Annotated in this window: 21 protein-coding genes; 8 read left to right on the forward strand and 13 right to left on the reverse strand. The window is 60.0% G+C overall.

Translation table 11 applies throughout. From position 1 onward, the window contains the following. Positions 1 to 28: 28 nt before the first annotated feature. From WG78_RS00525 to WG78_RS00580, 12 genes are all read right to left on the reverse strand, one after another. Entirely contained in the window at positions 29 to 1,063 is a 1,035-nt protein-coding gene (locus tag WG78_RS00525; protein WP_053935831.1) for an alpha/beta fold hydrolase, read from the reverse strand. 105 nt (positions 1,064 to 1,168) lie between these two features. Further along, positions 1,169 to 1,588: an inner membrane protein YiaA gene (yiaA, locus tag WG78_RS00530; RefSeq protein ID WP_053935832.1), complete on the reverse strand. Its 420-nt coding sequence runs from the start codon at positions 1,586 to 1,588 to the stop codon at positions 1,169 to 1,171. A gap of 149 nt (positions 1,589 to 1,737) precedes the next feature. Beyond that, complete coding sequence (locus tag WG78_RS00535; protein ID WP_053935833.1) at positions 1,738 to 2,964, reverse strand: EAL domain-containing response regulator; 1,227 nt, start codon at positions 2,962 to 2,964, stop codon at positions 1,738 to 1,740. Continuing rightward, positions 2,961 to 4,103, reverse strand: coding sequence for a protein-glutamate methylesterase/protein-glutamine glutaminase (locus WG78_RS00540; protein ID WP_053935834.1), 1,143 nt, complete (start codon positions 4,101 to 4,103; stop codon positions 2,961 to 2,963). The genes WG78_RS00535 and WG78_RS00540 overlap by 4 nt, the downstream gene beginning before the upstream one ends. A gap of 33 nt (positions 4,104 to 4,136) precedes the next feature. Then, positions 4,137 to 4,634 carry a chemotaxis protein CheD gene (locus WG78_RS00545; RefSeq protein WP_083458659.1) on the reverse strand — a complete coding sequence of 166 codons (498 nt, stop codon included), beginning with the start codon at positions 4,632 to 4,634 and terminating at the stop codon, positions 4,137 to 4,139. After that, positions 4,627 to 5,442 carry a CheR family methyltransferase gene (locus WG78_RS00550; protein ID WP_053935836.1) on the reverse strand — a complete coding sequence of 272 codons (816 nt, stop codon included), beginning with the start codon at positions 5,440 to 5,442 and terminating at the stop codon, positions 4,627 to 4,629. Before WG78_RS00550 ends, WG78_RS00545 begins: the two co-directional genes overlap by 8 nt. A 15-nt stretch (positions 5,443 to 5,457) precedes the next feature. After that, positions 5,458 to 6,000, reverse strand: a complete 543-nt coding sequence (locus tag WG78_RS00555; RefSeq protein ID WP_053935837.1) for a chemotaxis protein CheW — start codon at positions 5,998 to 6,000, stop codon at positions 5,458 to 5,460. Between the two features lie 8 nt (positions 6,001 to 6,008). Further along, the gene (locus WG78_RS00560; protein ID WP_053935838.1) at positions 6,009 to 7,697 is read right to left on the reverse strand and encodes a methyl-accepting chemotaxis protein; all 1,689 of its coding nucleotides are present in this window, start codon (positions 7,695 to 7,697) and stop codon (positions 6,009 to 6,011) included. Between the two features lie 24 nt (positions 7,698 to 7,721). Continuing rightward, complete coding sequence (locus tag WG78_RS00565) at positions 7,722 to 9,881, reverse strand: chemotaxis protein CheA (RefSeq protein WP_053935839.1); 2,160 nt, start codon at positions 9,879 to 9,881, stop codon at positions 7,722 to 7,724. Positions 9,882 to 9,894: 13 nt separating this feature from the next. Beyond that, positions 9,895 to 10,212: an STAS domain-containing protein gene (locus WG78_RS00570; protein ID WP_053935840.1), complete on the reverse strand. Its 318-nt coding sequence runs from the start codon at positions 10,210 to 10,212 to the stop codon at positions 9,895 to 9,897. A 20-nt stretch (positions 10,213 to 10,232) separates the two neighbouring features. After that, on the reverse strand, positions 10,233 to 10,601 hold the full coding sequence (locus WG78_RS00575) for a response regulator (RefSeq protein WP_053935841.1): 369 nt from the start codon (positions 10,599 to 10,601) through the stop codon (positions 10,233 to 10,235). Positions 10,602 to 10,645: 44 nt separating this feature from the next. Beyond that, a complete protein-coding gene (locus tag WG78_RS00580) occupies positions 10,646 to 11,770 on the reverse strand; it encodes a methyl-accepting chemotaxis protein (protein ID WP_053935842.1) in 1,125 nt (374 codons plus the stop codon). A 220-nt stretch (positions 11,771 to 11,990) separates the two neighbouring features. Here WG78_RS00580 and astA point away from each other — a divergent pair, with 220 nt between their 5' ends. The 4 genes from astA (at position 11,991) to astE (ending at position 17,067) form a co-directional block, all read left to right on the forward strand. After that, on the forward strand, positions 11,991 to 13,007 hold the full coding sequence (gene astA / locus WG78_RS00585) for an arginine N-succinyltransferase (RefSeq protein WP_053935843.1): 1,017 nt from the start codon (positions 11,991 to 11,993) through the stop codon (positions 13,005 to 13,007). Positions 13,008 to 13,138: 131 nt separating this feature from the next. Continuing rightward, on the forward strand, positions 13,139 to 14,596 hold the full coding sequence (gene astD, locus WG78_RS00590; protein WP_053935844.1) for a succinylglutamate-semialdehyde dehydrogenase: 1,458 nt from the start codon (positions 13,139 to 13,141) through the stop codon (positions 14,594 to 14,596). Between the two features lie 35 nt (positions 14,597 to 14,631). Then, entirely contained in the window at positions 14,632 to 15,972 is a 1,341-nt protein-coding gene (gene astB / locus WG78_RS00595) for an N-succinylarginine dihydrolase (protein WP_053935845.1), read from the forward strand. 84 nt (positions 15,973 to 16,056) lie between these two features. Then, positions 16,057 to 17,067: a succinylglutamate desuccinylase gene (gene astE, locus WG78_RS00600; RefSeq protein ID WP_053935846.1), complete on the forward strand. Its 1,011-nt coding sequence runs from the start codon at positions 16,057 to 16,059 to the stop codon at positions 17,065 to 17,067. Between the two features lie 754 nt (positions 17,068 to 17,821). On the opposite strand, the gene WG78_RS00605 is transcribed toward astE, so the two are convergent. Continuing rightward, positions 17,822 to 18,763, reverse strand: a complete 942-nt coding sequence (locus WG78_RS00605) for a C40 family peptidase (RefSeq protein ID WP_053935847.1) — start codon at positions 18,761 to 18,763, stop codon at positions 17,822 to 17,824. Between the two features lie 356 nt (positions 18,764 to 19,119). Here WG78_RS00605 and WG78_RS00610 point away from each other — a divergent pair, with 356 nt between their 5' ends. The 4 genes from WG78_RS00610 to WG78_RS00620 all read left to right on the forward strand — a co-directional run bounded on the left by WG78_RS00610 (position 19,120) and on the right by WG78_RS00620 (position 24,042). Next, positions 19,120 to 20,805, forward strand: a complete 1,686-nt coding sequence (locus WG78_RS00610) for an ABC1 kinase family protein (protein WP_053935848.1) — start codon at positions 19,120 to 19,122, stop codon at positions 20,803 to 20,805. A 103-nt stretch (positions 20,806 to 20,908) separates the two neighbouring features. Then, positions 20,909 to 21,787, forward strand: a complete 879-nt coding sequence (locus tag WG78_RS00615; protein WP_053935849.1) for a DMT family transporter — start codon at positions 20,909 to 20,911, stop codon at positions 21,785 to 21,787. A gap of 59 nt (positions 21,788 to 21,846) precedes the next feature. After that, positions 21,847 to 22,023: a hypothetical protein gene (locus tag WG78_RS22605; protein WP_161805041.1), complete on the forward strand. Its 177-nt coding sequence runs from the start codon at positions 21,847 to 21,849 to the stop codon at positions 22,021 to 22,023. 207 nt (positions 22,024 to 22,230) lie between these two features. Continuing rightward, on the forward strand, positions 22,231 to 24,042 hold the full coding sequence (locus WG78_RS00620; protein WP_053935850.1) for a M61 family metallopeptidase: 1,812 nt from the start codon (positions 22,231 to 22,233) through the stop codon (positions 24,040 to 24,042). Positions 24,043 to 24,063 lie beyond the last annotated feature (21 nt).

A 24,063-nucleotide genomic window follows, 5' to 3' on the forward strand; every position in this document is an offset into this window, starting at 1 on the left:
GGCTTTGATTGGTGGGTCTTGACCCACCCTATTGCAGCGCACCCAAAAGCGCTTTATGGAATGCCGTCGGGTCTTGCATTTGCGGGGCATGGCCGTAGTCGGGGAATTCAATCAATTTAACGTGCGGAATTTGCCTGGCCGCTTCATGCGCCAATACCGGGTAATTGCCCAATTGGCTCCGAATCTCCGGCGCAGCCAGATCTTTGCCGATGGCAGTATTGTCTTTATCACCAATCAGCAATAAAACCGGCATCTTTAATTGCGGCAATTCATACACCACGGGCTGGGTATAAATCATGTCGTACAGCAATGCTGAATTCCACGCCACCAGTCGATGCCCTGGCCCGCGATTCAAACCCGCCAGCATTTGCACCCAAGGCTCATAATCCTCGCGCCATTGCCCGGCGTAATAGGTATTGCGTTCGTAGTCACGAAGGCCCGCTGCGTTGACTTTTAATTCACGCGCATACCATTGGTCCACGGTGATTGAGGGCACGCCTTTGGCTTTCCAGTCTTCCAGCCCGATGGGATTCACCAGCGCCAATTGCTGCACCTCTTGCGGATACATCAAGCTATAGCGGATACCCAACATCCCGCCGGTGGAATGTCCTAATACTGTGACCTGGTCTATACCCAGCGATTGCAATAATGCATGCGTGTTATTGGCTAATTGCTGGAATGTGTATTGATAATGTTCCGGTTTGCTCGATTTACAAAAGCCTATCTGATCCGGCACCAGTACACGATATCCCGCGTCGCTTAATGCTTTGATACTGCTATCCCACGTTGCGCCACAAAAGTTTTTGCCATGCAATAGCAGCATGGTGCGGCCATTGGCTTTGCCGCTGGGTTGCACGTCCATATACGCCATCTGCAACGCCTGACCTTGCGAGCTAAAGCGATAACGCTGTACCGGATACGGATAATCAAATCCTTCCAGCTCCGCGCCATAAGATGCATTGGCGTGCGGGTCTGGAATGACATTGGCGGCGAGGGCGGGGGCGGGGGCGGGGGCGGCCAGAAACGCAGTAACAGACAGGGCAGTAAACAGTGAGCGCAGCATGGTTCTAAATCCGTGGGCCAGAAAGCCAGCCGTAGCTCCGGGCGTATTAATCAGCGTTGATCAAATCACGCCCGGATCAAAACACGGCTGGCGTCCAGGCGGCCTTTACTCTGAACGCAATGCGCGCGCCGCGTTCAAGTCACGTGTATTTTTTTGTACCGCAATTGCGCCAAACAGGGCCAGCGTAAAGGCCATGGCATAGAAACCCTTTTCGCTGGACTGCAAGCTGGCGTTATACAAACCGATACCCAGCAGGCTGACCGAGGTCAGCACCGAGAACCAGCTCAAGCCGTAATACATTGCGGTGACAGGAATGCCTTCTTGCCGATCACGCACGCTTTTCTGAATCGAAATAGCCGAATACAAACCGTACAACATCACCACCAGGTAATAACCGCGTTCATTCAATTGCATTGCGCCATTCCACAAACCGAGCAAATAAGCGCCCATACCTAGCAATAACGCTACCCATGAAGCGGCGATAAATGCGCCCGTCGGGGCATTGTGGTGCTGTTGGCTATTCATGATCGTTTTCCCGTTGTTTGTTATGCGGTGAGCGCAGTGTATGTGGCACCAGCGTCAATATCCACATGGCATAACAAAGTAGCGAAATACGATACGTTCTGGTGCGTGGGACGGTAAAAACCCAACGAGGGAGTGATATTTTGCTGCGGCTACGGCTGCTGGCACGCCGCCTTCAGCCGGGCGCTGTTCTGTTTAAGCCAGCCCACCAGATCGGGTCCGGGCATCGGCCGCGCCACAAAATAGCCCTGGCCCAGATCGCAGCCCAGCGCTTGCAGCAAGCGCCAGTCTTCCAGCGTCTCCACGCCTTCGGCCACCGAGGTGATCTGCAATTTGCGCGCCATCGCCACCGCGCTTTCCAATATCACGCGCAGCTGCGGCTTTTCTGAGACGCCATCGACAAAGGCGCGATCGATCTTCAACTCGGTAAACGGCACACGGCTGAGCTGCTGCATTGAGGAAAACCCGGTGCCGTAATCATCAATGGATAATCCGATACCTTTCAGGCGCAAGCGCGCCAGCGTGGCCAGCGACGCGCCCAGATCATCCATCACCGCACTTTCGGTAATTTCCATCACCAGCAAATGCGGGTCGACGCCACTGGCCTGCACGCGCCGCACAATGTCGTCGGCCAGATGCGTATTGGCCAGCGAGCGCGCCGACAGATTGACGGCCACAGACAATTTCAGCCCGCCATCGTGCCAACGCCGACACGCCGCCAGCGCCATATCCAGCACGCGCAGTGTTAGCGCATCGACCAGACCGTGTTTCTCGGCCAGCGCAATAAACTGCATCGGCATGATCATGCCCTTGCTGGGGTGCTGCCAGCGCACCAACGTTTCCACGCCTTTGATGACGCCCGAATGCAGCGTCACCTTGGGCTGGTAGTAATTGATCAACTCGCCATTTTCGATGGCCTCGGTCAGCTCCTGCACACTGACGGCGATATCGGGGCTGGCCTGGCGGCGTGCAGGTGGCGTGGGCTGAAATTTGCTCAGCGCATGTTCCAGCGCGCTGAGCGTCAGCGGTTTGCGTAATGCGCCCAGCACCTGCATGCCCACCGCTTGCACCATGGTTTCCACGGTGGAGAGCAGGTTGGATTCGCGCGAGCTGGCAATCACCAGATGAATTGGCAGCGCCAGATGCGCCAGTTGCTGGATCATCTCAATGCCGTCCATATTCGGCATTTCCAGATCGATGATCAGCACTTGCGGCGCGGCGGCCAGGCTTTGCAACATCGCCAGCCCGGCATTGCCGTCGTCGGCTTCGCCCAACAATTGCCCGCCCAGCATGCGGCACAGTTCGACCGCAGCGCGCCGTTGCAGCGTGCTGTCGTCGATCACCGCAAAAGTAAACGAGGCGGGCGCCGTGCCGGTCATTTGGTGGCGTATCCCGTAATCAGCCCGGCAATGCGGTCCAGCGGCACGATGTCGTCCACGCCGCCGAGCTTGATCGCCTCTTTGGGCATGCCAAATACCACGCAGGTGTTCTCATCCTGGGCAAACGTGCGCGCGCCGGCGTCGTGCATTTCCTTCAGCCCGTGCGCGCCGTCGTCGCCCATGCCGGTCATGATAAAGCCGACCGCATTGCGCCCGGCCGACTTGGCCACCGAGCGGAACAACACATCCACTGAGGGCCGATGCCGGCTGACCAGCGGGCCGTCGATCACTTCCACGTAATATTGCGCACCGCTGCGCTTGACCAGCATGTGCTTGCCGCCCGGCGCAATCAGCGCGCGGCCTGGGCGCATGCGGTCATTGTTTTGCGCTTCTTTCACTTCCAGTTTGGACAGCCCGTTCAGCCGCGCGGCAAAGCTCGAAGTAAATTTCTCCGGCATGTGCTGCACGATGGCGATGGCCGGGCTGTGCGAGCCCATCGCGGTCAGGATTTCTTCCAGCGCCTGGGTGCCGCCGGTGGAGGTGCCTATGGCCACGATGCGCTCGGTGGTCTGGATCATCGCGCCGCTGCCGGGGGCGTCGAGGATGGCGTCGGCGGTCAGCTTGGGCGCGTTCATGCGTTCGCCATGCAATGCGGCCTCCGAGGACGCGCGCTTGGCGGCCAGATTGGCAGCGGAGGTTGGAACCTGATTGGCGGTGGGTGCAGCGCGAATGCGGCCCAGCCGGGCGGCGGCAGCGGCGCGGACGGCCTGGATCAGGTCAGAGGCCGAATCCTGAATAAAATCGCGCACGCCGATCGAGGGTTTGGTGATGATCCCCAGCGCGCCGCTGGCCAGCGCCTGCATGGTGGTTTCCGCGCCTTTTTCGGTCAGCGAGGAGCAAATCACCACCGGCGTGGGCCGTTCCGCCATCAGCTGGCGCAAAAAGGTCAGCCCGTCCATGCGCGGCATTTCGATATCCAGCACGATCACATCGGGCCATTCGCGTTCCATTTTCTGGCGCGCAAAGATCGGATCGGGCGCGGTGCCGATAATCTGGATGTCGGCCGCCTTGGACAAGGTTTCCTGCATCACCTGCCGCACCACCGCAGAATCGTCCACGATCATGACTTTAATCGCCATGGGTACTTCCTCCCGGACGCGAGCGTTGGCTCGCTAATCATTCATCATAGTCGGCGCGGGCGGCGCGATTCCCGCGTAATGCACCCAGACGGCGCCCGTGTCCAGATCCAGCACAATGCGGCGCGATTCTTCGCCGCCCACATCCTCCACCGTGGCGCTCAGGCCCTGGCGTTGCAGCCAGCCGCGCGCGCCGGCGATGTTCTTGACGCCCACCGGCGTGTTGTTGCGCCGGGGCAGGCTCATAAAGCTGCCGCCGCCAAACAGCTTGTATTCAAATTCGCGCGCGGGCAGGCGGGCGTCCTGCATATAAGACAGCAGCGCGTCCATGGCGTCATCGCCGTAGCGCGGGTTAAGCAACTGCCCCGGCTGGCGCGCGCGGCCGCTGGTTGGCAGCAGAAAATGGCACAGGCCGCCCACGCGTTGGCCCGGGTGCCAGACCGTCATGGCCAGACACGAGCCCAACAAGGTATGGATGCGGCCCGGCGCCGGGCCAAACCAGATCTCGCCCGGCATTACAAAAATACTATGCATGCGTTTTCCGGTAGATCGCCGTCGTGATTTGCTCCAGTCCGCTATATCGATCCAGCAAAGGCTCGGCGTGGCCCATCATCAGCCAGCCGCCGGGCCGCAATTGTTCGGTCACTTGCTCGACCACGCGCCGCTTGGTGGGCGGGTCAAAATAGATGGTCACATTGCGCAAAAAGATCACATCAAACAGGCCGAGCTCGTGCAAAGCGCCGGTGAGATTAAACGGGCGAAAGCTGACATGGCGGCGCAGGTTTTTATCGATCAGCAAGGTGCCGTCGTAACGGCCCTTGCCTTTAAGACACCACTTTTTGAGATAGGCCGGAGGAATCCGTTCTGCCTGGTCCAGGCTGTACAAGCCACGACGCGCGGTCTCTAGCACCTGCGTGCTGATGTCGGTGCCCAGAATCTCCCACGATTGGCTGGGCGGCAGCACGCCCGCCAACACCATGGCGGCCGAATACGCTTCTTCGCCGCTGGAGGACGCCGCGCTCCACACGCGCACCTTGTCGCGGCCGGTGAGGGTAGGCGGCACCATGGCGTACAGTGCGTCAAAATGTTTGGGTTCACGAAAGAAATACGTTTCGTGCGTGGTGATCAGATCAATCAGGATCTGCAGTTCTTGCGCGTTACGGTCCTGGCGGATCAGCTCAAAATACGCGCCATAGCTTTCACACTGGTTAACGCGCAACCGTTTGCCCAGCCGCTGCGACAGCATCATCTGCTTGCTCTCGGGCAGCGACAGGCCAATGTGCTGATGCAGATAGCGCTGAAACAGTTCGAACTCTTTGCGAGTGATCGGCGTGGTGTGCATGAGCGGGTGGGGGTCTCAGTCCTCAGCCGCAGCCGCAGCCGCAGCGGGCGCGCCGGTGACCAGCGAGCTCATTTCTTCCAGCGACAACACGTGCGCCACATCCAGCAAAATCACAAACTGATTGTTGACCTTACCCATGCCGGCAATAAATTCGGCGCGCAATGGCGTGCCAAAGCTCGGCGCGGGCTCGATCTGGCTGGCGGGGATTTCGATGACGGCATTGACGGCGTCCACCAGCATGCCGACGGCGTGCGTTTCGCCGGCAAATTCCAGATTAAGCACTACCACACAGGTTCTACGGCCCACCGGCGTGGCAGCGCGGCCAAAGCGGATCGACAGATCGATCACCGGCAACACCGAGCCGCGCAGGTTGATGACACCGTGCACAAACGAGGGCATCAGCGGCACCTGGGTGACGGCGCTGTATTCGATAATCTCCTTGATATGGTCGATGACGATGGCGAACACTTCGGCGCCCAGCGTAAACGTCAGGTACTGCTGGTCCTCGCCGGGCAGATTGCTGCCAGCGGTGGTGGCGGGGAGGTTAGCGGCGGGCATGGTCGGCCTCAGAAGCGGGTGAATTCATTTTCGTCCGGATCGCCAGCCACATCATGGCGCGTGCTGGCATGGCGGACCGGGGAACGCGGTGCGGCGCCGTTGCCGTGAAAACTGCGTTTGGCCACGCCGCCCACGCGCGGCGTTACGCCTGCGCTACCGCCGCCGCCCACGCGCCCCGTCTGGCCCTCCAGCCGGAAGAAGCTGACGATGTCCTGCGCCTTGGCCGCATGCGAGCTCAGTTCTTCCGAGGTCGAGGTCAATTCTTCGGCCGAGCTGGCATTTACTTGCGTCACATTGGTCAGCTGGCTGACCGCCATATTGATTTGCTCGATGCCTTGCGATTGCTCGGACGACGCGGCGGCAATCTCTTGTACCAGATCGGCGGTGCGCTGGATCGACGGCAACATCTGTTCCAGCAGATTGCCCGCTTGTTCGGCCTTGTCCACGCTATTGCCCGCCAGTTCGGAAATCTCTTGCGCCGCTACCTGGCTACGTTCGGCCAGCTTGCGCACTTCGGCCGCGACCACGGCAAAGCCTTTGCCATGTTCACCCGCGCGTGCGGCTTCGATGGCGGCGTTCAGGGCCAGCAGATTGGTCTGGTAGGCGATGTCATCGACGATACTGATTTTCTTGGCGATTTCGCGCATGGCCGACACGGTATCGCGCACGGCCTTGCCGCCTTCGGTGGCGTGGCTGGACGATTGCCGCGCAATGCCTTCGGTGACGCGCGCGTTTTCGCTGTTTTGCGACACGGTGGAGGTCAGTTCTTCCAGCGACGCGCTGGTTTCCTCGATGCTGGCGGCCTGCTCGGACGCGGTTTGCGACAGCGATTGCGCCGAGGCGGCCACTTCTTCACTGAGCGACGCCAGCGAATCGGCCGACTGGTGCAGATCGGTCATGATGCCCGCCAGCCGGCTAATGGTTTGCTGCAGGCTGAACAACATGCTGCTTTCGTCGCCCTGGCGCAGATGGATGCGGATCGCCAGATCGCCTTCGGCCAGGCGGCGCAAGGCATCGACGGCGGTATCGGGCTCGCCGCCCACCTGGCGCGTGATAATGCGCGTGACCAGCAGCCCCAGCGCAATTGCCACGATAAAACCAATCAGCATGATGATGATCAGCAGCACCGTCACTTCATGCACCACACCGCCGGCGCGTTCGTGGGCATCTTTGGCGTTCTTCTGGTTTTCGTCATTCAGGCCGGTGATGACGCCCGCCACCTTGTCATACTGCGGCTTGGTCTCATTGCGGATGACGGTAAAGGCATCGTCTTTCTTGTTGTCGCGCAACATCTGCGCCACTTTGTGCGCCGATGTCAGATACACCGGCCAGGCCGAATCAAACTGCGCCAGTAAATCACGCTCATGCGCTGTGGTGACGGTCTGTTTGTCGGCCTCAACCGCCGCAGTCACTTTGCGTTCGGTGTCCAGCATGCGCTGGATCTGGTTGGCGCGTTCGCCGGCGTCAGGCTCCAGCATCGCCACATACAAACGCCGATAGTGTTCGTCGAGCTGGAACTTGCTCTCGCCAAACATGGCCACGGGCACCAGGTTGTCGTTGTAGGTGCTGTCCAGCATATTGCCCAGCATCATGGCCCGGCTAAGCCCGACCACGCCGATCAAGACCCCGATCAACGCCACGATGGTGAAGGTAATGACCAGTTTGCTGGCCAGTTTGAGCTGCAAAAACCATTGCATGGTTTTTCTCCTGGGCTGGCCGCATTAGCGGCCGGGGTTGGGCAGGGTCGTTGTACGGTCGTGAGTGGTGTGATGGATCAGTTGGGCAATATCCAGAATCAGCGCGACGCGGCCATCGCCCAGAATGGTGGAGCCGGCAATCACACGGGCGTGGCGAAACAGCTGGCCCAGCGGCTTGATCACCGCCTGGACTTCGCCCAGCAGTTTGTCCACCACCAGCCCGGCGCGCGCCTGGCCGTATTGCACCACCACCAGGCTTTCGCGCGTGCCTGCGGGCGGGGGCGGCATTTCAAAGAGCTGGCGCAAGCGGATAAAACTGAGCGGCTGGCCGCGCAGATTAACGATGTCATGCAGGATGTCGTGGCTGCCCAGATCGGCGCATTCCACCACCAGTTCCAGCGGAATGACGAACACCGATTCGCCCACCATCACCTGGAAGCCATCGATAATCGCCAGCGTTAACGGCAGGCGGATGCGCAGGGTGGTGCCGTGGCCTTGCTTTGACGACAGTTCAACGTCGCCGCGCAATTCCTGAATGTTGCGTTTGACCACATCCATGCCCACGCCGCGGCCGGACAAGTTGGTGACCTTTTCCGCCGTGGAAAAGCCGGGCTCAAAAATCAGCTGCCAGATTTCTTCGTCGCTAAGCTGCGCATCGGCGTTGATCAGGCCGCGCTCCACCGCCTTGGCGCGGATGCGCTCGCGATTGAGCCCGCGGCCATCATCGCGAATCTCGACCACGATGCTACCCGACTCGTGATAGGCGTTGAGCCAGATGCTGCCGTGCGCGGGCTTGTCCACTTGTTCGCGCTCATCGGGCATTTCAATGCCGTGATCAATGGCGTTGCGCACCACGTGCATCAGCGGGTCGGTCAGCTTGTCGACCATGCTTTTATCAAGCTCGGCATCGCCGCCGTGCACGTGCAGCTCAATCTTTTTGCCGAGCTCTTTCGACACATCGCGCACCACGCGCGGAAAGCGATCAAAGATTTCCTTGATCTGCACCATGCGCAAATCAAGCGCGCTATCGCGGATGCTTTCCACCAGCGTGCCCAGATGCGCGGTGGTTTCCAGCATGGCCAGATCGGCGCTGCGGCTGGCCAGCAAACGCGTGGCCGCGCCGGCAATCACCAGTTCGCCCACCAGCGTAATCAGCTGGTCCAGCTTGCCGGCTTCCACCTTGATGAATTTCTGCTCGGCGCCTTTTTTTTCTTGCACCTGCTTTTGCGTGGACAAGGCGGCGGCGACGACGGGCGCATGCACCACGCGTTGCTCCACCAGCAAGGTGCCCAGCGGCTGGCCGGCGGCCTCGCCCGCTTGCAGCGCCAGAATCTCATCCAGCTCGGCCTGGGTAATCGAACCACAGGCCAGCAAGATTTCGCCCAGCCGCCGTGGTGATTCGGGCAGGTTGCGGATCAGATCGATGTAGTCTTCCACGCGCGAGCGCGGCGGCAGGATGCGGATGGTGCTTTCATCACGCACAAAATCAAACACGCCTTCGATGGTGGCTTTGTCGGCCTCGCTGGCGAATTCGACTTCAAACCCGAGATAACAGATTTCGGCGTCCATCTCGGCGGCGGCGGGCACGCTGTCGGTCAGCGTATAGATATAAACAATCTCGCCCAAACGCCCCAGGTAGCGCAGAAACGACAAGGGGTCCATGCCGTTGCGCAGCACATCGGGCGTAAAGCGCAACGACAAATGCCAGTAATGATTGCCGACGTTGAGCGCATCGCCATCGCGCTCCAGCGGGTCGGCCTGCACGGTAGCGGCCACGCCCATGCTGGCGTGCGGGTGGCCCAGATAATTGTTGAGCTGGTCCAGCAAACTGGCGCGCTCGGTGGGGTCGGGGTCGGTGTCTTCGGTGCCGCTTTCGACGGCGTCGATCAGCTGGCCGATGTAGTCACGACAGTCCAGCAGCAAGGTCACCAGATGATCATCAATCAGCAGTTCACCGGCGCGCACGCGGTCAAGCACGCTTTCGCTGGTGTGGGTAAACGCCACTATGCTGTCCAAACCAAACAAACCGGCCGAGCCCTTGATGGTGTGCGCAGCGCGAAAGGCAGCGTTGACGGCATCGTTGATATCGCCGCCCGATTCCACCTGCAGCAAGGCGTTTTCCATTGCGTCGAGCAGTTCGCGCGCTTCTTCGATCAGCGTGCCGCGGGCTTCCTGCAAATCCATGGCCGGCCTCCGCCTAGGGGCGAGTAAAAATCATCGGGTCGCCAAAATGGCCGCCCAGATTGCACAGCTCGAACACTTCGAGCACCGGCTTGCTGTGGTTGATAAAACTGATGGCTTTTTGCTGGCGTGCCGCTTCTTGTTTAAGCATCAACAACAGCTGGATGCCGGCGGTGTCGATTTCTTCCACTTGCGCCAGATCCACGGTGATGTTTTCCATGGCGCTCAATTCGGCCAGCAATAAGGGCTTGAGCTGATCGGCCTGATAAATATTGAATTCGCCTTCGATGTGCAGCGTGCCTTGCGGGCCGTCGTTTTCGCTACGTAAGGGCATGACAACCTCGGCAGGTGGCGTTACGGCAGGATCAGCTTGGCCACCGCGTCCAGCAAGATGGGCGGCTGAAACGGTTTGACCACCCAGGCGCGCACGCCCGCGGCTTTGCCTTCCATTTTTTTGCTCTCTTCCGCTTCGGTGGTCAGCATGATGACGGGCGTAAATTTGTAGGCGGGCAATTGCTTGGCCGCTTTAACAAAGCTGATGCCGTCCATATTGGGCATGTTGACGTCAGAGATAATCAGATTGAGCTTGCGGCCATCCAGTTTGCTGAGCGCGTCTTTGCCATCCACGGCCTCGACCACGGTATATCCGGCTTGTTTAAGCGCGATGCCCACCACCTGACGCAGGCTGGCGGAATCATCGACGACCAATATGGTTTTGCTCATGCAGGCTCCTGCGGCGGTTGGGCCAATCCTTCAATCAAGCCGGATCAGAAAAAGGTGACTGAGGACGCATTGCTGGCAGCCGCACTCTGGCCACCACCACCGTGGGCGGCTTTTTGCTCCAGCGTGGTATAGGTGCGCTGCAATTCGTCCAGCCAGCGCGCGGTATCGGGCGCTTCGTCGTTATGCCCGCTGCGTTGCAGCTTGGTGATGTCGTTGCCGACATGGTCCAGAATCTGGTGCACGCGATCCTGGAATTGCAGATTGACCAGCACATCCGAGATTTCGCGTTCCACATCGTGACCGTCTTGTTCCAGTCGCTGCAGGTTTTCGTTGAGCGTTTGCGTGGTTTCTTCAAAGCGCGCAATCACCTGGCGGATGATGCCTTCGGCGCCGCCGATCATCCGGCTTTCTTCGCTGGAAAAACGCTGCGTCATGTTTTGCGTGTTCTGCATGGCGGCGTTCACCAGTTGCACTTTTTCGCTGATGCGTTTGCCGGTTTCGCCCGACAGCGTGGACAACTTGCGCACTTCATCAGCCACCACGGCAAAGCCACGGCCTGATTCGCCCGCACGTGCGGCCTCGATGGCGGCGTTCAGCGCCAACAGATTGGTTTGCTGGGCGATGGTGGCGACGTCGGTGGCCATGCGTTGCAGCTCGTCGGTATAGCTGGCCAGGCCGTTGACCTCGGCCAGTAACGATTCGCGCGCGGCAATGGCGTGGTTGAGCGAATCGATAATCCCGGACAGATCGCGTTCGGAATCCTTGATGGTGAGATGGATATTCTGCGTGCCGCCTGCGCCGGAATGCGCCAGCGTGTCGGACAGCTTCTGATTGATATTCGAGAAGCGTTGCACCAGATTGTTGGTCGCATCGCCCATTTGCGTTTGCGCCAGTTGTACGTGCTTGCCCCACAACGGTAATACGGCGCTGAGAAACTGCGGCCAGCCACCGCCTTTGCTGACGGGCTCGGCCGCAGCGGTCCAGCTGTCGGTGGCGACCACCGCACTGGGTTGCGGCAGGCCGCGCGCCAGTAGCAGTAGCGCAATGCCCAGCACCCCGCCCGCAATCAGGCCATACCACCAGATGGTGGCCAACAGCGCGAGGGCGATCGTATTAATGACGGCAAAAGCGATAAAAAGCGACCCAATAACCGGAGAGCTGGTTTTCACGACTTATCCTCTTGTCATAGTCATTTTCTTTCTAGATGAGCCCGCTTACGAACGCAAGCATCCGGGCGGCGCAGATACAACTGGCCTATTGATTGCGCGCATTTGTGACTTTATTTGTAAGATTTACGAATGATTTGGCTGTTTTATTGCAAACGGTTAGTGGTTTACCGAATGGTTGCTTGCGGCAGCCGTGCATTACCCTGCAGTTAAAGGAAATCAAATGCGCATACGTTTTTTGCAAGACTCGGATCTGGATGGTTTGCTGGCGCTGGCCCAGGCGGCGGGCGTGGGCGTAACCACCCTGTCGGCGGACCCGCAGCGGCTGGCCGCCCGTATCGCTGCCAGCACGCAATCGGTGGAAGGCAGCCCCGATCTGGCCGACGCCAGCTACTTTTTTGTGCTGGAAGATGAAACCACCGGTACGCTGGTGGGCACCTCGGGCATTGAAGCCGCCATCGGCATGCACGACACCTGGTACAACTATCGCGTGGGGCTGGCAGTGCATGCCTCGCGTGAGCTGGAAATTTATAAACAGCTGACCACGTTGTTTTTAAATTCCGATCTGACTGGCGCATCCGAATTGTGCTCGCTGTTTTTGCTGCCCGATTGGCGCAAAGACGGTAATGGCAGTTTGTTGTCGCGTTGCCGCTTTTTGTTTATGGCGGAATTTCCGGAACGTTTTTCCGAACGCGTGATTGCCGAAATGCGCGGGGTTTCGGATGAAAACGGCCGTTCGCCATTCTGGGAAAGTCTGGGCCGGCATTTCTTCAAAATGGATTTTGCGCGCGCTGATTTTCTGTCTTATGTCGGCGATAAATCGTTTATTGCCGAATTAATGCCCAGCTATCCGATTTACACCTGCCTGCTGTCCGAAGAAGCGCAAGCTGCCATCGGCGAGGTGCACCCGGGCACGCGGCCGGCGCGCAAATTGCTGGAAGGCGAGGGCTTTAGATATTCCGGCTATGTGGACATCTTTGACGCCGGCCCCAGTCTGGAATCGCCGCTCAAAGATATCCGCGCCATCCGCGATAGCCGCCTGTACCAGGCGCTGGCCGTCAACGCCGAACCCAAAGGGGGCGTGCCGTGGCTGGTCAGCAATCGCAAACTGGGCAGCTTTAAGTGTGCGCTGGCGCAAACGCGGCCGCTGGAAGACAGCCTGCCGCTGACCGCCGCTGTACTGGCGCGGCTGGATATTGAAGACGGCGACGTGGTGCGCGCGGTGCCGCTGTCGGCTTGATCGGCCAGGCGTTATTCTGTTTGTAATCTGACGGTAGTCACACAAGCTGATTTTTATCGACCGCAGGCCCACAAGGCGCTGCGGCGGTTTTGCTATCCAACCTTAGCGATTAACCATTCGGAGCTGGATTCATGCTGATGATCAATGGTGAGTGGCGTGCCGGTAGCGGCGAACGCTGGCAATCACGCAACCCGGTAACGCAACACATCGTGTGGGACGGCCAGGCCGCCAATGCTGCCGAGGTGGATGCCGCCGTGGCCAATGCGCGCGCCGCCTTCAAAAGCTGGGCGCGGCAAGAGCCCGAAGCGCGGCTGGCGGTGGCGCGCAATTTTGCCGAATTGCTCAAGACCAACCAGGCCATGCTGGCCGACACCATCGGCCTGGAAACCGGCAAGCCGCGCTGGGAAGCGCTGACCGAAGTGACCAGCATGATCAACAAGGTGGATATCTCGATCCGCGCGCTGGACGAACGCACTGGCAGCAAAGAGGCCACGCAAGGCGATGCACTGGCGGTGTTGCGCCATCGGCCGCATGGCGTGCTGGCGGTGTTCGGGCCGTATAATTTTCCGGGCCATTTGCCCAATGGCCATATCGTGCCCGCGCTGATTGCCGGCAACTGCGTGGTCTTCAAACCGTCCGAACTGGCGCCCTTGGTGGCACAAAAAACCGCCGAGTTGTGGCTGGCGGCGGGGTTGCCTGCCGGCGTGCTCAATCTGCTGCAAGGCGGGCGCGATACCGGCATCGCCTTGTCGAAACATGCCGGCATTGATGGCCTGTTGTTTACCGGCAGCGCCACCACCGGCTATCACCTGCATCGCCAGTTTGCCGGCCAGCCCGACAAGATGCTGGCGCTGGAAATGGGCGGCAATAATCCGTTGATTGTGGAGCAGGTGGCCGACGTCAACGCGGCGTTGCATCACGTGGTGCAATCGGCGTTTGTGTCGGCGGGCCAACGCTGTACCTGCGCGCGCCGCCTGCTGGTGCCGCAGGGCAGTTGGGGCGATGCGTTTATTGATCGGCTGAGCGAAGTGACGCGCAATCTCACCGTGGGTGCGTGGGATGCCGAGCCGCAGCCATTTATGGGCGCGGTGATTTCGCTGCACGCGGCCGAGCAATTGCTGAAAGCGCAAACCGAGCTGCATGCGATGGGCGCCGCCAGCATCCTGACCATGCGCCGTCTGGTGGAAGGCACGGCGTTGTTGTCGCCCGGCATTCTGGATGTGACGCATGTGGCGCACTTGCCCGACGACGAATATTTCGGGCCGCTGTTGCAAGTGCAGCGCTATGCCGATTTTAACGAGGCGATCACGCTGGCCAATCGCACGCGCTATGGTCTGGCGGCCGGTTTGCTCAGCGACGACGAGGCGCAATATCGCACCTTCTGGCTGGAAAGCCGCGCCGGTATCGTCAACTGGAACAAGCCGTTGACCGGGGCCTCCAGCGCGGCGCCGTTTGGTGGCGTGGGCGCATCGGGCAATCATCGCCCCAGCGCGTGGTACGCGGCCGATTACTGTGCGTGGCCGGTGGCATCGCTGGAAAGCAATGCGCTGACCTTGCCGGGCCAGTTGCCTCCCGGACTGACGCTGTAACTGTTTGTCTTTATCTGATTTTCAGGACTGATTTGATGCGCGCTTTTGAAGCCAATTTTGACGGCCTGGTCGGGCCGACCCATCACTACGGCGGCCATTCGTTTGGCAATGTGGCCTCGACCAGCAACGCCAACAAGGCGGCCAATCCGCAGCAGGCGGCCAAACAAGGCCTGGCCAAGATGAAGGCGCTGGCGGATATGGGCTATCACCAGGGCATTTTGCCGCCGCAGGAACGCCCCGCCGTTGATGTACTGCGCGCGCTCGGTTTTGGCGGTAGCGATGCCGAGGTGGTCGCCAGTGCCGCACGGACTGCGCCGCAACTGCTGGCCAATGTATCGTCGGCCTCAAGCATGTGGACGGCCAACGCCGCCACGGTCAGCCCGTCGGCCGATACGCGCGATGGCAAAGTGCATTTCACCGTCGCCAATCTGCAAAACAAGTTTCACCGCGCCATCGAACACGCACAAACCGGCCGCACCTTGCGCGCGGTATTCAACAACGACGCGCACTTTGCCCACCACGCCGCTCTGCCTATGCATCCGGCCATGGGCGACGAGGGCGCGGCTAACCACACGCGTTTTGCCACCGAATACGGCGCGGCGGGCGTCGAATTTTTTGTGTACGGCCGCCAGCAGTGGGGCGGCACGCAAGAGCCGCAGCGTTATCCGGCGCGCCAGACCCTGGAAGCCAGCGCCGCCGTGGCGCGTTTGCATGGCCTGAGCGAGCAACGCGTGGTGTATGCGCAGCAGTCGCCTTCGGTGATCGACGCTGGGGTGTTTCATAACGACGTGATCGCCGTCGGCAATCTGGATGTGCTGTTTTGCCACGAGCAGGCTTTCGTCAATCAGGCGGGCGTCTATGCTGAATTGCAGCAACGCCTGGGCGCGCCGTTGCGCGTGGTGGAAGTGCCGACCGCAGCGGTCTCGGTGGCGGACGCGGTTAAATCGTATGTGTTTAACAGTCAGTTGCTGGCGGGCCCCAACGGCCGCATGAAACTGGTGGTGCCGCAGGAATGCCAGAACACGCCCGCGGTGTGGGCATGGCTGCAGCAAATGATTAACAGCGGTGGGCCCATCAACGAGCTGCTGGTGTTTGATCTGAAACAAAGCATGCAAAACGGCGGCGGCCCGGCCTGCTTGCGTTTGCGCGTGGCGCTGAACGAAACCGAAGCGGCCGCAGTGAACCCGGCATGCTGGATGAACGATGCGCAGTTTGCCCGGCTGAACGGCTGGGTGGACCAGCATTATCGCGACCGGCTGACCGAAGCCGATCTGGCCGACCCGCAATTGTTGCTGGAAGTACGCACGGCGCTGGACGAGCTGACCGGCATTCTGCAAACGGGCTCGATCTATCCGTTCCAGTTGGCCGGGGCATAAGCAGGAGCACTTCCCACGGCAATCCGCCCGCAAGATCAACTCGCAGCGGCGCAAGCCGCTTCGCCATTAAAGAGGATGACATCGATGTTCCAGGGATCGTTTCTGGCTCAAACACTGGCCGGCAAGACCACGCTGGGCCTGCCGTTCTATCTGCCGCATGGCGCGAATGTGCAGATCATGGACGAGGGCGTCATCCGCTTCGGGCCGCGCGACCCGCAAAGCAGTCCGCTGCATCTGGTGATTTCGTGCGGTGTGCATGGCAACGAAACTGCGCCGGTGGAGCTGGTGGAGAGGCTGATCGCCGCGTTGCTGAGCGGCGAACTGAAGCCGCGTGCGCGTGTGATGTTTGTATTGGGCAATGTGGCGGCCTTGCGCGCGGGCACGCGCTTTGTGCAACAGGATATGAACCGGCTGTTCTGCCGCATTCCGGAAGCCAGCGACGACGACGAAAGCCGTCGTGCCACCATGCTGGAAATGCACTTGATGCGCTTTTTCAGCCGCGCCATCCAGGATGACAAGCCGCGCCTGCATTACGATTTGCACACGGCCATCCATGGCTCGCAGATCGAAAAGTTTGCGATCTACCCGCGGCCGAACGAAGGGCAGAACTTTCAACCGGCGGCGGTGGCGCGGCTGGCGCGTGGCGGGGTGTCGGCGGTATTGCTGCAGACCAGCACGGCGCCGACGTTTTCATATTTCTCGTCGCGCCATTGTGGCGCTACCGCCTTCACCGTCGAACTGGGCCGCGCCGCGCCGTTTGGCCAGAACGCGGCGCTGGACCTGAGCCAGATGGAAGCGCATTTGCGCGCCTTGATTGGCGGAGAAGTGCCCATGGACGACAGTGCGCCGGCCTCGATGCAGGTGTTCCGCGTCTCACGCGAGATCATCAAGCGCAGCGAGGCGTTTGAGCTGTTTATCGATGCAAAAACGGACAACTTCACCCCGCTGATCCAGGGGCAGCCGCTGGCGCGCGATGGCGACCAGACATGGACCGTGGACGAAGTGGGAGCGCGGATTATTTTTCCGAATCCGGATGTGGCGGTGGGGCAGCGGGCGGGGTTGGTGATTGTGCCGACGGAGAGTTACGCGCGATGATTTTTGCGGCGGGAAGTGGTTGGCGATGCTGGGCGGGCTTTAAACGCTTGAGCCTGCGGCGCATGGTTTGATACCCGGGGTGCCCGGGAGCACGTTGGTTTTCAGTGAAGACTTATCGTGCAACTTTGCTTCGCCAAAGAAAAAGTAACCAAAAGAAAGGCGACCCCACTCGCGAATCCTTCGCTCGCCAGGGGGCCCGCAAGTCAAAAGCCGAATCGGACCGCCTTGCACTTCCATAGCTCAGCTGCCGCTCCGCGGAACTTCGGTCGGACGGAGCCCCAAAAAAACGGGTCTCCCTTCCCCTCCCTCGCCAGGTAATGCCTGCTGTCTGGATGCCGGGGTTGCCTCGTTGCTGCGCAACATTGGGTGGGCGTGGTTGCGACAGGAACATCCGCACCGCCCGCTTAACGCACCTATCCCGCACGGCCACCGCTGTCTAACTTGTCACCGCTCCCGCCACGAACCGCCAACGTTCATAGGGTGGGTCAAGACCCACCACCCAAAGCCGCAAGCAAGAATGCTCACTCCAATTACTCGACAATTCACTACCGCTCGTACGCACCCTACGTTTCTTGCATGCCTCCGCGAGAACGCAAGCATGCGGGCGATTCGGCCCGGGTGTTCTTGTTTGCCACTTTGGCTGGTGGGTCTAGACCCACCCTATGGGACCGCAGCAGCCCAAAGCGTTAAGCACGCGCATCACAGGCTAAACGTTAAGGGTTTATTGCAGCAAACACCGCGCATCCAACCCTCATCAGCGCTTTTTCTTCTTGCCGCTCGACTTCTTCACCGGCGCAGCCTTCTTGCCCGACTTGCTGGTGCTCGTCGCCGCTTTCGCGCTGGTCGTCTTGGGTTTGCTGCACACCGATACCACGCGCTTGTGTTTGCCTTTGCCCTTGGTGATTTTGCGGCAGCTGGCCTCGCTGGGCGCATCGGCGGTGGTGATGCCCGCTGCGGCCGACGACTGATCGCGATTTTCTTCGCGCGCAGTGCCTGCCATGGTCAGCAAGCTGGCCAGATTGGGCGCGTCGCCCGCCACGCCTTCAATGCGCCGTGCGCCGTCAAAGCGGCTGGTCCAGTACGACTGCTGCATATTGGCCACTTCGATATCGCGACCGGTACGCGGCGAATGAATAAAACGGTTGTCGCCCAGATAAATGCCGACGTGTGAAAAACGGCGGCGCAAGGTATTGAAGAACACCAGATCGCCAGGTTTGAGTTCGGTTTTATCTACGTCGCGGCCGGACTGGCTCATTGCCAGAGCATTGTGCGGTAGGGCGATATTGAGCGCGTTCTGGAATACGTAGCGCACAAAGCCGCTGCAATCCAGGCCCTGTTCGGGCGTTTTGCCGCCCCATTTGTATTTGACGCCAATCAGGCTCATGGCCTGCAGCAGCAAGTTCTGCGCAGGGGCATTGGGGTTGGCCGGGTTGGCCGGATCGTTCGCGGCGGTGTTGCCGCCTGTGTTGGAATTGGTATTGCCGATGGCCTCCTGGGCACTTTCGGCGCTGCCTTTACGCGTGCGTGGCGTGGTCGTGCTGCTACTGCCGCTGGGCGCCGCAGTGGCATTGGAGCTGGACCCCCAACCGCCGCCCTGCGCGCTGGGCGCGGAAGCCGCAGCGGGAAGGTCGTCCGCCCAAACCCCGCACATCGTCAAGCCCAAGGAGAGGGCGATAATCAACCGTAAGCATTTCATGGGGCCAGACTGTATCGGATGAGCGAAAACGCTGTAAAGCCTTAGCGTCACGAACGGTTTCGTGCCAAGGCGCATTTTTGCTGGGTTTGCAGGCGCGCAATGCGGTGAGGTTACGGCGCGAAAAGCGGTGCTGGATGGCTGCGCCGGAGCGCGTTCGATACCGCCTGTCGAGGTTGGTTCCCGTTTTAAAACGCGGGTTTGCAATTTTTTCAGCCCGTCGTGCCATCGCGCTGGGGTAGGGCGGCACAGGATGGTGTTTTGCTCAAAATAGTTTATCTTTGACACCGTTCGAGTTAGCGGGCCGTCAGCCCGTTGCCAGCCCACCCTCATACGTTCTGAAAATTCACCGGAATCCCATGCTCAAGGAAACATTCACCGTCATGCGCGATCTGCCGCGCGTCCGCGAAATCATTGCGGTGTTGATGCGGCATGGGCTCGGCAATCTGGTGCAGCGCTTAGGCCTGGCGCGCGGGCTGGAACGCGCCGGCGATTTGTTGCGGCTGCCGGGCGACCATGGCATTGAATTGCTGGACCCCCCGGTGCGGGTGCGGCGCGCACTGGAAGAATTGGGGCCGACGTTTATCAAACTGGGCCAGGTGTTGGCCACCCGCGTGGACGTGTTCACACCCGAATGGATTGTTGAATTTGAAAAATTGCAAAGCGCCGTGCCACCGGTGCCGTTTGCCCAATTGCTGCCCGAACTGACGCTGGTGCTGGGCCGCGATCCGCACGAAATCTTTGATGAGCTGGACCCGATTCCGGTGGGCTCGGCCTCGATTGCGCAGGTGCATCGGGCGCGGCTGAAAACCGGCGAAGAAGTGGTGCTTAAAATCCGCCGCCCTGGCATCGTCAGCAAAATTGATTCGGATTTGCGCATCCTGCGGCAGATTGCTGCGCTGATGGAGTTTGAATTTCCCGAATCGCGCCGTTATCAGCCGGTGCGCATCGTTGACGAATTTTCCAAATCATTAAAACGCGAACTCAATCTATCGGTGGAAGCGCGCAATCTGGAGCGCTTTCAGCAAAACTTTGCGGGTTCGGCCGATATTGAAATCCCGACCATTCATTGGGAATACACCAATGAATGGATGCTGGTGCAAACCTGGATAGGCGGCCTGGCGGGCAATGATCTGGCCGGGCTGGAGCAGGGCGGTTATGACCGCGCGTTGTTAGCGCGCCGTGGCGCCGATGCGGTGCTGAAAATGGTGCTGATTGACGGCTATTTTCATGCCGACCCGCATCCGGGCAACGTTAAATATCTGCCGGGCGACCGGATTGCGTTTCTTGATTTCGGCATGGTGGGGCGCTTGCCGCATCAGCGCCGTGATCAGATTGTTGATTTGCTGGCTGCCCTGGCCAAGCGCGATGAGCACGGCATTCTGGAAGTATTGATGGAATGGACGGGCGATACGGTGGTCGATGAAGAATCGCTGGCCAACGATATTGCCGGCTTTATCTTTAATTATGAAAACCTGCCGCTGCGCGATATCCAGTTTGGCGCTTTGCTGAACGACGTGGCGATGATCATGCGCGAACATGAAATTACGCTGCCCGCTGATTTAACCTTGCTGTTTAAAGCGCTGATTACGTTGGAAGGCCTGGGTCGCCAGCTTAATCCGGGCTTCCAGATGATCGAGCATCTCACGCCGTTTGTGCGTCAGGTGATGATCGAACGCTACAAGCCCGAAGCCCTGCTCAAGCGTGGGCGCGCCGGGCTGACCGAGGCGCTGGATTTGATCAGTGGCTTGCCGCGCGATATCGGCAAGCTGATCCGCCAGGCGCGGCGCGGCAATGTCAAAGTGGATCTGGACCTGAAACGGCTGGATCGCTTTGGTACGCAAATCGCCAAAAGCGCCAACCGGTTGACCATGGGCATCGTCACGGGCTGTCTGATTATCGGGTCGTCGATTGTGATGACGGTGAAAGCTGGGCCGACCTTGTTTGGCCTGCCGCTGCTGGGTTTTTTCGGTTTCATGATCGCGTTCTTTAATACGCTGTGGCTGATCTTTTCGATCTGGGTTTCGGGCAAAGAAGAACGCTAAGCCCACCGCCAGGCGGGCGTGGGTTTGCCGAGACGAAACGGTAATGCACCGTGACGGCGCATCGATTATCCTGCGCGCTTGATTATCACCGGAACCCATCGCCATGCCCGCATTGGAACTGATTGTGTTGGGCGCCATCTGGGGCGCATCGTTTTTATTCATGCGCGTGGGCACGCCCGAGTTCGGGCCGCTGCCACTGATCCTGGTGCGCGTGGGTGTGGCCTGCCTGGTGTTGCTGCCGGTGATGGCGCAAGCTGCGGCGCGCCAGCAAGTGCGTAAAAACTGGTGGGCGTTGCTGGTGGTGGGCGCAACCAATTCGGCGCTGCCGTTTTGTCTGTTTGCCTGGTCCACGCTGTACCTTAATGCCGGGATGGACGCGATCCTGAACGCCACCACGCCGCTGTGGGGTGCGCTGATCGCCTATGTGTGGCTAAAAACGCCGCTGACGCGCGATCAATCGTTGGGCATGTTGCTGGGCGTGACGGGCGTCATCATTCTGGCGTGGCCCACCGTGCAGCACGGCCAGGCGTCCACCTTGCCCGCGATGCTGGCGGTGTTGCTGGCGACCGCCTCTTACGGTTTCTCCGGACATTATTCGCGCCGCCATCTGGGCGATGTTTCGCCTTATGTAAATGCCTGGGGTAGCCAGTTTTTTGCCACGCTGTTGTTGGCGCTGCCTGCGTTATGGCTCTGGCCGCAACACGCGCCGGACACTCATGCGTGGGCGGCGGTGCTGACGTTGGGCTTGTTATGCACCGGCCTGGCTTATGTGATTTTCTTCCGGCTGATCCGTGCCCGCGGTGCGGCATTTGCGATTTCGGTAACGTTCTTGATTCCGCTGTTTGGCGTGACCTGGGGTGCGCTGTTTCTGGCTGAGCCAGTGGGTTTTGAGCTGGTGATTGGTGGCGCGGTCATTCTTGTCGGCATTGCGATGACGACGGGTAAGCTGAAGCTGCTACCGCAACGCTGGGCCACGGCCTAAGCTGGGAACATCCGACCGGCGCGTCCGGTCCTAACTGCGTTGATCACCAGGAGAACAAAATGGCCCAGGATCCAAACCGCCAGTCCGAAGAACTCGATTATCCCGAACGCAAAGAAGCCAACCTGCATCAGGATATCCTTAACAAAGGTCGTGCCTCGCATGGCGAAAAGCCACAGTACGGCCAAGTGCAGGATCCGCCGCCTGCGGCCGATACTGATAAAAAGCAGTCATCCTGACTGAGCGCTGCGGCGTTGAAGCAAAATCTGGATTGAAGGCGGGTGCAGACCTGCCTTCAATGTTGTTTGCCGCAGCGAAATGCAGGGTCGCTTGCCCGGGCAAGTATCGACGCCGCTGCGAGTGGCCATGCAAACGATTGCGGCGCGTCAAAACGCGTTGCATAGTTCTGCCTTCGTTGATCAGCCCGCCCCCGTTTCAGGAAAGCCATGCCCCACTATCAGATCCAGCCCGCCGACCTTAAAGCCCACTATTTTGACGTCACCCTGACCATCAATAATCCCGATCCCAAGGGGCAGGTGGTGTGGTTGCCGGTGTGGATACCGGGCAGTTATCTGGTGCGCGAATTTGCCCGCAACATCGTCTCGATGGCAGCACAGAGCAAGGGCAAGCCGGTGGCGATCACCAAACTGGACAAGCATCGCTGGCAAGCCGAGCCGGTTAAGGGCAAGTTGCAGCTGATTTATCGCGTCTACGCGTGGGATTTGTCGGTGCGTGGCGCGTATCTGGATGAAACGCGTGGATTCTTTAATGGCACCAGCACATTTCTGGCGGTCGCCGGGCAAGAAAGCGAAGCCTGCAGCGTTGAGCTGTTGCCGCCGTCCGACGCCATCGCCAGCAAATGGAAAGTGGCGACTACCTTGCCGCGTGCGGGGGCCAAGGCGGGCAAGTTTGGCGAATATGTGGCCAGCAATTACGACGAGCTGATCGACCATCCGGTGGAACTGGGTGAGTTCAACGAAGACAGCTTCAAGGCCTGCGGCGTGCCGCACCAACTGGTGTTTGCGGGGCGCCATAGCGTCGATATGAAGCGGCTGAAGCAAGACCTGAAAAAAATCTGCGAATACCAGATCAAACTGTTCGGCGAACCCGCGCCGTTCGATGAATACACCTTTATGACCATGGTGACCGGCGATGGCTACGGCGGGCTGGAGCATCGCGCATCGACCGCGCTGATGGCCGGCCGCGATGACTTGCCGCTGCCGCACGAAACCACGATGAAGCCGGCTTATCGCCAGTTCCTGGGCTTGTGCAGCCACGAGTATTTCCACAGCTGGAACGTCAAACGCATCAAGCCCGCCAACTTTGCGCCGTACGATCTGCATCGCGAAGGCTACACGCGCTTGCTGTGGGCGTTTGAGGGCATCACCTCGTACTACGACGATTTAACGCTGGTGCGCGCTGGCGTGATCAGTCAGCAGGATTATCTGGATCTGATCGCCAACACGTTGACCGGCGTGGAACGTGGCGCGGGGCGGCTGAAGCAAACATTGTCCGAGTCCAGCCTGGACGCGTGGGCCAAATATTATCGCCAGGATGAAAACAGCCCCAACGCCATCGTCAGCTATTACACCAAAGGCGCGCTGGCCTCGCTGTGCCTGGATCTGACCATCCGCGAACGCACGCACGGCGCCAGGAGTCTGGACGACGTGATGCGCGCCTTGTGGCAGCGTTTTGGCAAGGATTTCTACGGCGCCAATGGCGGGCGCGGTGTGGGCGAAGATGAATGGGAGCGGGTGGCGATTGAAGTCACTGGCGTGGATTTGCGCGATTTCTTTGATATGGCGCTGCGTTCCACCCAACCATTGCCCGTGGCCGAATTGCTGGCGCGCTTTGGCGTGGAAAGCCAACTGCGTGCACCGGCCGGTGGCGCGGACAAGGGGGGCTGGAAAGACGTGGCTGCGCCGGGCAACAGCTTGGGCGCACGCGTTGCGAACGATGCGGCGGGCGTCAAACTGACCCACGTGCTCGATGGCGGCGCGGCGCAACAGGCGGGCTTTAGCGCGGGCGATGTACTGATCGCGCTGGCCGGGCTGAAACTGACCGCAGGCAATCTCGAAGCTGCCCTGGCCAATCGCCCCGCCGGCACTGAAGTCGAAGTGCATGCCTTCCGCCGCGACGAACTGATCAGCCGCAAGCTGGTTATCCAGGCGGCCAATGCGGATACGTGGGGTTTGCGCATCAATGCGGTGGTCGAGGCCGAGGTGGCTCAGGCGCGCAAGGCCTGGCTGGAAGGCTGACCGCAGCGACGTGCCCGGCGT

The organism is Amantichitinum ursilacus (assembly GCF_001294205.1).
In the GTDB taxonomy this organism is placed as follows: domain Bacteria; phylum Pseudomonadota; class Gammaproteobacteria; order Burkholderiales; family Chitinibacteraceae; genus Amantichitinum; species Amantichitinum ursilacus.